This is a genomic window from Hyphomonas sp. (assembly GCF_046313975.1).
GTDB lineage: Bacteria > Pseudomonadota > Alphaproteobacteria > Caulobacterales > Hyphomonadaceae > Hyphomonas.
On sequence record NZ_JBKBXB010000014.1, the window covers coordinates 36,122 to 48,116 of the forward strand.

The 11,995-nt window shown below is 61.2% G+C and carries 7 protein-coding genes; 3 read left to right on the plus strand and 4 right to left on the minus strand.

Annotated features, from left to right (window positions below; all coding sequences use genetic code 11):
* Window positions 1-173: 173 nt before the first annotated feature.
* Both ACK4TE_RS07090 and ACK4TE_RS07095 read left to right on the plus strand, forming a co-directional pair.
* On the plus strand, window positions 174-3,281 hold the full coding sequence (locus tag ACK4TE_RS07090) for a TonB-dependent receptor domain-containing protein (RefSeq protein ID WP_409910796.1): 3,108 nt from the start codon (window positions 174-176) through the stop codon (window positions 3,279-3,281).
* An 85-nt stretch (window positions 3,282-3,366) separates the two neighbouring features.
* The gene (locus ACK4TE_RS07095) at window positions 3,367-4,158 is read left to right on the plus strand and encodes a hypothetical protein (RefSeq protein ID WP_409910797.1); all 792 of its coding nucleotides are present in this window, start codon (window positions 3,367-3,369) and stop codon (window positions 4,156-4,158) included.
* A 101-nt stretch (window positions 4,159-4,259) separates the two neighbouring features.
* Here the strand turns inward: ACK4TE_RS07095 and ACK4TE_RS07100 are convergent, their stop codons facing one another.
* On the minus strand, window positions 4,260-6,278 hold the full coding sequence (locus ACK4TE_RS07100; protein ID WP_409910798.1) for an alpha/beta hydrolase family protein: 2,019 nt from the start codon (window positions 6,276-6,278) through the stop codon (window positions 4,260-4,262).
* A gap of 96 nt (window positions 6,279-6,374) precedes the next feature.
* Window positions 6,375-6,920, minus strand: a complete 546-nt coding sequence (locus ACK4TE_RS07105; protein ID WP_409910799.1) for a hypothetical protein — start codon at window positions 6,918-6,920, stop codon at window positions 6,375-6,377.
* 289 nt (window positions 6,921-7,209) lie between these two features.
* Between ACK4TE_RS07105 and ACK4TE_RS07110 the strand changes: the two genes are divergently transcribed.
* Window positions 7,210-10,185: a TonB-dependent receptor domain-containing protein gene (locus tag ACK4TE_RS07110; protein ID WP_409910800.1), complete on the plus strand. Its 2,976-nt coding sequence runs from the start codon at window positions 7,210-7,212 to the stop codon at window positions 10,183-10,185.
* 98 nt (window positions 10,186-10,283) lie between these two features.
* On the opposite strand, the gene ACK4TE_RS07115 is transcribed toward ACK4TE_RS07110, so the two are convergent.
* Both ACK4TE_RS07115 and ACK4TE_RS07120 read right to left on the minus strand, forming a co-directional pair.
* A complete protein-coding gene (locus tag ACK4TE_RS07115; protein WP_409910801.1) occupies window positions 10,284-11,174 on the minus strand; it encodes a class I SAM-dependent methyltransferase in 891 nt (296 codons plus the stop codon).
* Complete coding sequence (locus ACK4TE_RS07120; protein WP_409910802.1) at window positions 11,174-11,992, minus strand: TrmH family RNA methyltransferase; 819 nt, start codon at window positions 11,990-11,992, stop codon at window positions 11,174-11,176. The genes ACK4TE_RS07115 and ACK4TE_RS07120 overlap by 1 nt, the downstream gene beginning before the upstream one ends.
* Window positions 11,993-11,995: the final 3 nt, after the last annotated feature.

Here is an 11,995-nt window from a genome sequence, read left to right on the forward strand (position 1 = left end):
TGAGGTCACAAAATCCGTCCAAACTGAGATTTCATAATTTTGCGGGTTGATTTCCACATTAACGAACTGCAATCGTCACATAAGTTTGACAAATCCGGCAGTCTGGGCGGTGGAGCGTCCAGGGGGCTGCCGGAGTGACATTTCGTCATGTCAGTTTGTGAGAGGGGCCTGTAATGGCAAGAAAGTTCAATAATGGATTCCTGTTCCGGACAGCTGCGGTGACCGCGCTGGCGACCGGATTCGTGTTTGGCGCCTATGCGCAGGGGGAGGGCGAAGAAGACGCGCCCGTCACCACGACGCCGGCCGCCGAAGGCGAAACCACGCCGGACGGGCGCGTGCTGGACACGGTTCGGGTCACCGGTTCGCGTCTTGCCAATCCCTATACCAGCATCTCGCCCCTTGATGTGATTTCCGCTGACTCTGCTGCGCTCAAGGGCGTTGCCGATGTCGGCACGCTGCTGCAGACCGCAACGGTTGCTGCCGGCGCGCCGCAGGTGACCGCAGCCACCTCGTCTGCCTTCGTGCAGAACGGCGGTATCGGTGCAGAAACCATCTCGCTGCGCGGTCTCGGTGCGAACCGCACCCTGACGCTGATCAACGGCCGCCGGGCTGGCCCCGCAGGTACGCGCGGCGGTGTTTCGGCCTTCGACCTCAACGCGATCCCGCTCTCGGCTGTCTCCAACATCGAGATCCTGAAAGACGGCGCGTCCTCGATCTACGGTTCGGACGCTGTTGCCGGCGTTGTGAACATCATCACGAAGAAGGACTCCGGGTCGGAAGTCGACTTCTTCTACAGTGCGCCAGAAGAATCGGGCGGTGAGCAGCTGCGCGCCAGCGCCACCTGGAGCGGCAATGTCACGGATCGCGGCAACCTGCTTGTGTCATTCGACTACTTCAAGCGTGAGGAACTCGCGCAGGGGGATCGTAGTTATTTCTCCTGCGGCCAGCCTTATATCTTCAATCAGGATGGTTCTCGCGCCGACATCATTGACCCCACCACTGGCACCTTCAAGTGCCAGGACCTGCTCTGGGGCCATGTCTGGATGTATGACTATCTGCGTCCGGGCGCCATCGGTCGCCCCTGGCAGGGTCGTCCGCAGTTGCTTCAGTTCGACTATGACGGCACGCTTGCCGGTAATGGTCTGGCCCCTTGGGGACCCAACACTTTCGGCCTGACATTGCCGACAGGCTGGTATCCCGTCGGTCTGGGAGAGCTCACGCTGCCTGGGGCAACGCCGGATCCATTCTACGGTCCGACCGCATTGCTTTCCGAAGCCCTGCTTAACTACGATCACCCATTCCAGGATCAGCAGTCAATGATCCCGGACGTGGAGCGCATGACGTTCTACGCCAATGGTGAGTATGAGCTCACTAATTCGGTTTCGCTGTATGGTGAAGTGCTGCTGAACCGCCGTGAAACGAAAGTGAACGGCTACCGCCAGTTCTGGCAGTACGACTACATGTACAATTATTTCGGCTATGTTTACACAAACACGCCTGCGCTTTCAGGGGCTGGCTGGCTGGCTGATCCGTCTGCGTTCAGTTTCATTGGCCTGAGCCCGACAGCCATCACCGATCACGCAGACGATGCGATTACTGTTAATTATGTGAACGCTGTATTCGGTGCGAAGGGTGACTTCGTTGTGCCAGGTTGGAACTGGGATGCCTTCTTCCAGTTTTCGCAGTCGGACGGTGAATACAAGAACGACATCATCTTCAATGATGCTATCGCTCCGTATCAGTGGTTCAACATCTATGGCAGCTGCGCCGCCGATCCGGATGGTGTGACCGATGTGCGCGGCGTGCCCTGCATCACACCGGACTGGTACAATCCGGAATTCCTTGCAGGTAACCCCTCTGCTACTGATCGCGCCTTCCTCTTCGGTGTTGATGTTGGCAACACGATCTATGAGCAGTCGCAGTTCGAAATCTTCATCGATGGTCCTCTGGTAACTCTGCCAGCAGGTGAAGTGCGCGGCGGTATCGGCTTCAGCCGTATCCATGAGCGCATCAACGACATTCCGGGTGAAAATACCCGCGTGGGCAATGCATGGGGCTCGTCGAGCGCCGGCATAACGCGCGGCCGGAAAATGACGCGCGCGCTGTTCGGCGAGCTGTCGATCCCGGTGGTCAAGGACCTGCCGCTGGCAGAAGCTATCGACCTCTCGCTTTCGGCTCGCCTGACAGATGTCGATGTGTATGGTTCCGACACGACCTACAAGGCCGGCCTCGGCTGGCAGGTCACGCCGACCATCCGTACACGCGCAAGCTACGGCACGTCGTTCCGTGCCCCGGCGCTGTTCGAACTTTACCTTGCCGGACAGACTAGCTTCGTTGGCCAGCGTTCGATTGACCCTTGCATTGCATGGGGCTCCAACCTTGCCGCAGGTAACATCTCGCAGCGTGTAGCTGACAACTGCGCCCTCGGCGGCGTGCCGGCGGCACACACCGGCTCGGGCTCATCAGCCACGGTTATTTCGTCGGGCAACTCGACGGGCGGCCTACAGGCCGAGACGTCTGATGCAGCAAACTTCGGCCTTATCTGGTCACCGACCTTCGCGGACCTCCGCGTCTCTGTCGACTATTACCAGATTAACGTAGAAGGTCAGATCGCACAGCTTGGTCCGGCAAACATTGTTGGCGGATGCTATAACTCCGACAACTTCCTCACTGACCCGCTCTGCAACCTGTTCACGCGTAACCCGCAGAACAACCTGATCGCGACGGTCACAGACAACTTCATCAACATTGCGGAGCAATCTGTCTCCGGTGTTGATGTGGCGGCGACCTATACGCGCGACTTCAGCTTCGGTACGCTCACAGTTGACACGTCGCACACGTTCACCACGGACAGCGAGTTCCAGCTGCTGCCGACATCGACACCGCAGGATTTCACCGGCGAAGCCGGCCGTCCGGAATGGGTGGGCGAAGTCTCGGCGACGCTGGACCGTGGTCCCTGGTCGCTGTTCTGGGGCGTCGATTTTATCGGCGAAACCTCGAACGTCGAAAGCTTCGGCGGCAATACCGGCACCTATTTCGGTGTCCCGGTGACCTACAAGCTGGAAACCGAGCAGACGACGTATCACAACGTCTCGCTGAAGCGCGATCTGCCCTACGACATGTCGATCCGCGTTGGCGTGTCGAACCTGTTCGACGAGCATCCGCCAGCAGTCACCACGCTGGGTCTCGGCGAGTACTCGACAGTCGGCACTTCGGCCTTCTACTCGCAGTATGACTGGCTCGGCCGCCGCTTCTTCGTGAACTTCAACAAAAAGTTCTAGACTTAGCGAAGCAAAAACACGAAAGCGGCGGGGGCAAGCCCGCCGCTTTTTTCTTTTCCGGGAATTGCATACGAGAGCGTCTGTCATGCCTACCATCAAGATGAAGCAGGATAATCTGAATGAGAGGAACGCAGAGTTCGCGCAGGCGCCTCTGCGCACGCCGGTATTCCTGAACTCCGTGCCCAAGAGCGGCACTCACCTGATCCGCAACATCATGCGCATGTTCGTGGGCGTGGAGCAGCAGTATCACGCAACCTTCATCCAGATCCCGAACCTGCGGAACCATGCGATGCAATGCTTCCATCCGGCAAAGCCGATGCTGAGCTGGGGGCATCTTCTGTTCTCGGACGAGTCGGTAATCGCAACGCGCACGGCGCGGCATATCCTGCTGGTGCGCGATCCCTATACATGGGTGCTGGCGCGGGCGCGGTTCTTTGTGTCGGAGAATTTCGAGGCGAACCTGCAGCACCTGAAGGGCAAGGAGGTTTCACCGGAAGCCCTGCTCAACATGATGATCTTCGGTATCCATCAGAAAGCGCCGCCGATGCTTGACATCTACCAGTTCAACGCCGCTGCCTGGATGGGCACCGGCGTGCAAGTCTACCGGTATGAGGATATCGTCCGTCATCTGAAGGTGATCGACACGCCGGAAGCGGAGGCCTTCTTCCGCAAGCTTCTGGAAGATTGCGGGATCGATATGCCGGCGGACTGGAAACAGCGCGTGATCATCGGGGCGGACCGCAAGCAGAGCGCGACGGCGCGCGAGAACCTGGCGGTGGATGATGACCGGATTCCGGCGGTGCTACCGGATGTCCAGAAGCGGCTGGTGGATGTTGCGATGCCGGGTATGCGGGCTTTGCTGGGCTATACCGACTGACGGGGCAGGGGCGCGCAGACCGTTCGTCTGCGGATGTTTCTACGGACAAAGAAAAAGGCGCGCCGCGGGGCGCGCCTTTTGTTTGGATTGGTGATGCCTGCTTACTTCAGGCCGCACTCGTTGGTGAGGAAGCTCTCGATTTCCTTGAGCGACAGGCGCTGCTGTTGCGGCGTCCAGGGCAGGGAGTGCGGCATGTCCGGGATGTTGACGTATTTCGCCGTCGTGTGCTTGCGCACCGCATTGTAGAAGGCTTTGCCGTAAGTATCCGGCACGCGCACGTCCCGGTCGCCGTGATAGATCAGGATCGGGATTTCCGCATTCGCCACATCCTTGATCACGTCGCGGCCGGAGAGGCCCTTGAGGAACATCCGGTTGAAGCGTGTACGGTCGAAGCCGGTATTGATCTTTGCGGACTCGGCATAACCCGCGCCGGCGATCGCGCACTGATAAGGGCTGTTCTTCCGGGTCGCGGCCGCCATCGCGGCGTAGCCCCCGTAAGAGTACCCGAACATCACGATCTTGTCCGGCGCGGCATAGCCCTGGGAGACAAGCCAAGCGGCGCCGTCATCCTTGTCGTCCTGCGCGAGATATCCGAACTGGCTGTCGCCGGCGGTCCACAGATCAAGGCCCCAGCCGACAGAGCCGCGATACTGCGGTTGCAGCACGGAATAGCCGCGCGAGGTGAGGAAGGGCACCCAGCCGGACATATCCCAGCCGCCGAAGTCGCGGGCCCAAGGTCCGCCGTGCGGCAGGACAACGGCCTTGCCGGGCGCCTCGCCAGCTTTCCAGCCCTGACGGGGCGTGAACAGGGCCGGCAGGTTGCGGCCGTCGCGGGCCTGATAGTAGACGAGGCCGGTTTGGGAGAGATCTTCCGTGTTGATCCACGGGCGCTCGGCGCCGAGGAGTTCGAGGCTCGAGCGGTCGCGCAGGATGTAATAGCGCGCCGGCATGTTTGAGCCGGAGGCGCTGAAGACGATCAGGCTGTAGTCCGGCGAACGGTAGATGATGTCTACGGTTTCTGCATTCAGCTGCTGCTCGAGACCAAGGACAATGCCGCCATACTCGGCATCGAGCCACTCATAGCGTGTGACATCGGCATCGTAGGAATAACCGAGGATCTTTCCGAAATCAGCCGGCGAGGACGACACGACGACCGACGCGGCATCAAACTCGGGATTGGAGAAGACCGGCGTTTCGCTGAATTTCTTCGCGACCGGATCGTAGGTGTAGATCTCTTTCTTGTCGGCGAACTTGTTGGTGACGACATAATAGAGACCCGTCTCGCGGTCGCGGTGAACAACGGCCATTTCCTGGCGTTTCACGATGTCCACGGTCAGGGAAGGGTGCTCCTCGAACGCGCCGCCCTTGGTCGCCTTGAGCTGCGTGAACTGTTCGAACGTGTTGCGCTTCTCGTCGGAGCCGGACGTGCTCATCACTTCGCCGTCGGCCGTATCGATGTAGCCGGCACCAGCATCGCGGGAGTTCTTGAACACAGGCGTGAAGACCTGCGTGCGGACATTCAGCAGTCCGAGCTCCGACCGGAAATCGGAGCCGACGCGCGAGATCAGCACATTCTCGGGGTCCTGGGGCATGCGGCTGGCGACGGAGCCACGCGCGGTGATGCGGATACAGTCTTCGGTGGATTTGCCGATGCCGCGGGTGCTGCCGAGGCTGATGAAGGGTTCGTCGAACTTCTTGAAGGTCGTGTCGGTGAGCAGGGCCTTGACGCTCCAGGTGCGTGTGGTGCCGACCGCGTTGCCTTCTGCACAGCCGGAGAGGCGGCCGGTGAAAGGCTGGCGCACGGCGACCTGCAGCTTGCCATCCTTGAGAGCCATGACCTGGATGAACTCCGACTCCTTGCCGTCCGGAGCAGCAATGACAGGCGGTTTCGACAGGTCCGTCAGGTCCCAGGCGGCGATGACGGCGCGGTCCTTGTCATTGCCCGTCGTCGGGCCGATCAGCGCGGCCATTGTCTTGCCGTCTGTGGACACCGTGACGGATGACATCGCCGGAAGGCGGGCAAGGTCCTCGATCGGGATTGGGTCTGCCTGGGTGATCTGGGCGAGGGTGCCAGCGAGCGCTGTCGCACACATGAATTTCCAGAAGCGCGCTGTCCGCATCGGACACTCTCCTTTTCTGATATTCGATAATGTTTTGACGTATTGCAGTGCAGCGTCAAGGCAAGAGGCGGCACAAATCTGCGAGATGCAGGACGGTCAGCTGACGCGTTTGACCCGGAAGGCCTTGCTGCCATCAACCTTCATCATGAAGCTGCCAAGGGCAGCCTTGCGGACGGAGGCCTGCGTGGCCTTGCGCAGGTTCATGGCATTGAGCTTGGTCGTGTCGATCTGTTCCCAGGTCTGCCCGTTTTCGAGCACGACAATGGCGCGGCCTGTGACGCCCTGAATGCGGGCGGATTTCACGGCGGCGGTGATTTCTTCGATGGATTCGGCGTTCGGAGCGGCCTGTGCCGAGGAAGACGACCGGTTGAAGAGTGCAGGCAGGCTCGGCATCGAGAAGCCGAATGCTTCCTTCTCGATTTCCTTGATCTGGGCGACATCAATGGTCTGGATCTGTCCGGACTGTTCCTTGGTCCGGAGTTCGGCGACAGCCGCGTCAAAGCAGGCGAGCCTCGCGGAATCCTCGGAAATCGACACACAGGCATAGACGTTTTCCGTCGGGGCTTTCGAGGGATCGGCGTGTGCCGCGCCGGCGGTTCCCAGCGCAATCACCAGGCACAGGATACGATTGCCAGTTTTCATCTTTCTTCCTCGCAAGCTCTCAATGGCGCAGATTTTTGCCCATTCTGGCCCGCCGGACCACAAAGTGAAAGCGCCTCAACGCTCAATCAGGGGTCAAATTTGCAGCGACGTGAAGCGAAATAGTCACACTAGCGGGAATTTGTCGGAAGTTTGTCGGACTCTTGATTGACTGTGCCGCCTCAGGCCTCATTACTCCCCGTTAAGGTCCGGGGAGTCGGGCCCAACACCCCTTTTGGGGTGCGGAGCGTTTTGCGCGTGGATGTCGCGCACTTATTTTTTGGAGGGTATCTTGACAGAACCACTGTGGAAAAAGCGTCTGCTTTCGACCTCGCTGTTTGCAGGCGCCATGCTTGCGGCTGCGAGCCCGATGGCGGCCGTTGCCCAGGAAGACGATGCTGTCGTCGCCGTGACTGAATCGGCAGATTCGGAAGCACGCCAGCAGAAAATCACTGTCACGGGTTCGCGCATCGCGCGCCGTGACGAAGTCGCTGAAAGCCCGATCCTCACGGTCGGCCAGGATGCGATGCTCGAGTCCGGCTTCACGACGGTTGAGCAATACCTCAACACGCTGCCGCAAATCACGCCGAGCCTGTCGTCCCAGTCGAACAACCCGAGCTCGAATGGTCGCGCCGTTATCGACCTTCGCGGTCTCGGTTCAGGCCGCAACCTCGTCCTGCTCGACGGCCGCCGCGGCATGCCGTCGTTTGCCGGTGGTACGGTCGACATCAACACGATCCCGTCGGCGCTCGTCGAGCGCGTCGAGATCATCACGGGCGGTGCCGCCTCGACCTACGGCGCTGACGCTGTGGCCGGTGTTGCCAACTTCATCCTCCGCAAGGACTTCGAAGGCGTCGAAATCGACTCGCAGTACCGCGCAGCCATTGAGAACGGCGATGCCGTCGAGTGGGGCTCGGGCATCACGATGGGCAGCAACTTTGCTGATGATCGTGGTAACGCGGTCCTGTCGTTCAACTACTTCACCCGTGAAGTGCTGGGCAAAGGCGCCCGCGAGTTCTCGGCTCAGGCTTCTGCCCTGACCGGTACCTTCCCGGATGGCTCCTGGTCGCCAGGCACCAACCAGCCGACCGCTGGTGCGGTTGCCGGCATCTTTGGCGCCAACCAGTGTAACAATAACGGTGGCTCGGCTGGTTTCGGCTTCAACCCCGACGGCACCCTGTTCTGTACAGGTGTTTTGGGTAACCCGGCCCGCAACGTGGTCGGATATACGGGTCCGGATTCAGCTATCGCGACCCAGTTCTTCCCGGATCAGTTCTCCTACAATTTCGAACCGGACAACAACCTGATCCTGCCGCTCAACCGCTGGAACGCGTTCGCAGCCGTTGACTATGAGCTGAACGAGAACATCCGTGTCTACTCGCAGTTCCAGTTCACGAACTACAATGCCGAGCAGGAACTCGCGCCGACCCCGGCGAACGGCTTCACCGTCCCGGTGACCAACCCGTTTATTCCGGCCCAGCTGGCGGCTCTTCTCGCGACCCGCACGACGCCGGGTGCCGACTTTGTGCTGAACAAGCGTTTCAATGCGCTTGGCGGCCGCGTCGGCAGCACCACGCATGACGTGTGGCAGTTCACGGGCGGCGTCGATGGCGCCCTCGCCGGAACTGACACCTGGACCTACGATGTCTACTTCTCGCAGGGCCGTTCGACCCTGAACGAGATCCAGTCCGGCAACGTCCGTCTGCCGCGCGTTGAGCAACTGCTTGATGCGGCCGATGGCGGCGCATCGATCTGCGCAGGTGGTCTGAACCTGTTCGGGAATGTTCCGATCAGCCAGGCCTGCCAGAACTATATCTCGCTGAAGGCCAAGAACCTGACCGAGATCGAGCAGAAGATCATCGAAGCCACGATCCAGGGCGAACTGTTCACGCTTCCGGCAGGCCCGGTGCAGACGGCCTTCGGTCTGCAGTACCGTGAGCTGAACTTCGACTTCCAGCCTGACTCGGGCCTGCAGCCCGGCCAGGTCGCTGGTTTCAACGAGCAGCTGCCGACGAGAGGCTATCTCGACTGGTACGACGCCTATACCGAGGCGCTGATCCCGGTCCTGAAAGACCTCCCGCTGGTTGAGGAACTCAGCCTGACCGCTGGCTTCCGGGTCACCGACAACAACCGTTCCGGTTCGTCGGATGCCTGGAAACTCAACGGTGACTGGAAAGTCAACGACAACTTCCGCATCCGCGGTGGTTATCAGGCGGCTATCCGCTCGCCGAGCATCGCTGAACTGTTTGCCCCGGCCGTGAACAACTTCCCGACCTTCACCGGTCAGGATCCGTGCAACACGACCGGTGCCAACGCCACCAACCCACTGTTTGGCCGTAACGGTGCAAATGGTGCGCAGGTTCAGGCTCTGTGTGCAGCGCAATCGGCAGTCGCCGGCGGCGTGGCTTACTCGCAGCCCTTCGGCCAGGCCCGCGGTATCGTCGGTGGTAACCCGAACCTGTCGCCGGAAGAGTCGAAGTCCTACACCATCGGCTTCGTGGCAAGCTCGCCCTTCACAGGCGGTTCGTTTGCCGAGAGCCTCGGCATGACTGTTGACTACTGGTCGATCGAACTCGAGAAGCAGATCGGTGCGTTCGGTGCTGCTACGATTGTTCAGCGCTGCTTCAACCGCGACAATGCAAACCCGACCTACTCGGCAAGCAACCCGTGGTGCCAACTGTTCACGCGTGATCAGAACGACGGCGGTGTCGTCAACCTGAACCAGCTGAACAACAACGACCAGTGGCTGAGGACCTCGGGCGTCGACATCACGGCACGTTGGGGTATTGACCTCGCCGACCTGGGTGCAGACATCGGTTCGCTGAACTGGAACCTGGTTGCGACCTGGATCGAGAAGTACGAGACGCAAACGAAAGTGTCGCCGGCTGACCCGGTGTATGACTTCGTTGGCACCATCGGCTCGGGCACCGGTTCGTCTGTTCCGGAGTGGCGCTTCACTCTGAACACGAACTACACGGTTGACGATCTGTCCCTGAACCTGGCCACGCGCTACATTCAGGACATGGTCCACGGCAACACCGTGACGGGCGGCAGCCCTGTCACCAACACGGGCGTCCAGTCGACCTGGTACCTTGACCTGAACGGCACCTATGCCCTGACGGACAACATCTCCCTGCGCGCAGGTGTCAACAACCTGCTCGACCAGGAGCCGCGCCTTTACTCGCCGAACGTTCAGGCGAACACAGATCCGTCGCTCTACGACGTCGTTGGCCGCTCGGCCTTCGTCGGTCTGAAGCTCCGCTTCTGATCAATTGCCGGCCGGAGCAATCCGGCCGGACACCAGAAACAGAGACGGCGGTCCTTAGGGGTCGCCGTTTTCTTTTACGTTCTACTCACGAAGCGAACTCATCCCGCCCGCCACCGGGCATACAGCGCCGTAGGTAAGAGGCGGGCCGAGCCTTGCTGGGGCAGGGCCATCTCGCCTTGCTCCATGACGCCGCCGAAAGGCGCGAGGCGGTCGCCGACGGCCTGCGCGAGGGCGAGGTAGGAAAGGCGCACGGCATAGGCCGTGGTGATGACGAAGAGGGGCTGGCCGCTCAGCAGATCCCGCAGGCCGTCCAGCAGTTCGGGCAGGTTTTCCTCGAAGCGCCAGGTTTCGTTCTTCGGGCCGCGCCCGAATTTCGGCGGGTCGAGGACGATGGCGTCATACTTTGATCCGCGGCGGATTTCGCGGGCGACGAATTTCATCGCATCGTCAGCGATCCAGCGGATGGTGCGGTCGTCGAGACCGGAGAGGGACTGGTTGTCCTTGCCATAGCCATTGGATTTCGGGCTCGCATCGAGATGCACGACCTCGGCGCCGGCGGCTGCGCAGGCGAGCGACATCATGCCGGTATAGCCGAACAGGTTCAGCACCTTGATCGGGCGGCGCGCGGCGCGAATCTGCTCCTGCGCGAATCTCCAGTGTACGGAATGTTCCTGGAACACGCCCATATGGCGAAAGGCGGTTCGGCGCGCCGTGAAGGTGAGGCCGTTCCAGCGCATCGGCCAGCTTTCGGCAGCGCGCGGGGAGAGGATTTCCCAACTGCCGGCGCCGTCTTCATCCTGTGCCTTGGTGACGAAGCGCGCATCGGCTTTCCAGTTCTGCACCGGACGGGCAGGTTCCCAGAAGGCTTGCGGGTCTGGGCGGATGACGGTCTGGCTGCCGAAGCGCTCAAGCTTTTGCAGATGGCCCGAGTCAAGCAGGGCGTAGTCTTCCCAGTCATCGGCGATCAGCAGGCGGGTTTCGGTCTGCATCAGGCATAGCCCCGCTGACGCCAGGCTTCGTAGATCATGATGGCGGTGGCCTGGGCGAGGTTCAGGCTATCGGCGCCGCCGCGCATGGGGATGAGCGTGAGCTGGTCGCAGGCCGCCTCGACATCTGCGGGAAGGCCGGCCTGTTCGTTGCCCATCAGGATGATGGACGGGCGCCCAAACGGCGCGGCGTCATGGCGGAGGGTGCCGTTGACGCTAGCGGCGGTGAGACTGAGGCCCTTGGATTTACGCCATGTGTCGAAGGCCGCGAAATCGGCGGCGGCGAAGGGCACGTCGAAGATCGAGCCCATCGAGGCGCGCACGGCTTCGAAAGAATAGGGGTCGCAGCAGGTGCCGAGGAGGATCACGCCGCTGGCACCGGCGCAGTCGGCGGTGCGCAGGATGGTGCCGAGATTGCCGGGGTCGCGCACTTCGTAGAGGGCGATGTAGAGCGCTGCCCTATCCTTGGGCAGGGTGAGGTCGGCAGGCGCGAGATGGCGCTGGCGGAAGGCGGCGACGACCGACTGGGCGTTGTCCTTCTGGGTGATCTTCGACATCAGCCGTTCCGGCGCCATCACGACCCGCGCGCCTGATTTACTCGCCTCACGGGCGAGTGCGGCGATCTGCGGGCGGTCTGCCATGTCTGCGGCGATCACGACCGTCTCGGCCTGCCAGCCGCGGGCGAGGCCTTCCCCGACGATGCGCGCGCCCTCGGCCAGGAACAGGCCCGTTTCGGCACGTTCCTTCTTCCGCTCAAGGCTTTTCAGCGCCTTGATCAGCGGGTTGGACGGGCTGGTGAGCAGTTCCGGTGGGGTGGTCATCGA

What these genes read in the sequence shown, in the direction of transcription:
- ACK4TE_RS07090 (WP_409910796.1), top strand. Translation starts at nt 174, where the DNA reads ATGGCAAGAAAGTTCAATAATGGATTCCTGTTCCGGACAGCTGCGGTG.
- ACK4TE_RS07095 (WP_409910797.1), top strand. Translation starts at nt 3,367, where the DNA reads ATGCCTACCATCAAGATGAAGCAGGATAATCTGAATGAGAGGAACGCA.
- ACK4TE_RS07100 (WP_409910798.1), bottom strand. Translation starts at nt 6,278, where the DNA reads ATGCGGACAGCGCGCTTCTGGAAATTCATGTGTGCGACAGCGCTCGCT.
- ACK4TE_RS07105 (WP_409910799.1), bottom strand. Translation starts at nt 6,920, where the DNA reads ATGAAAACTGGCAATCGTATCCTGTGCCTGGTGATTGCGCTGGGAACC.
- ACK4TE_RS07115 (WP_409910801.1), bottom strand. Translation starts at nt 11,174, where the DNA reads ATGCAGACCGAAACCCGCCTGCTGATCGCCGATGACTGGGAAGACTAC.
- ACK4TE_RS07120 (WP_409910802.1), bottom strand. Translation starts at nt 11,992, where the DNA reads ATGACCACCCCACCGGAACTGCTCACCAGCCCGTCCAACCCGCTGATC.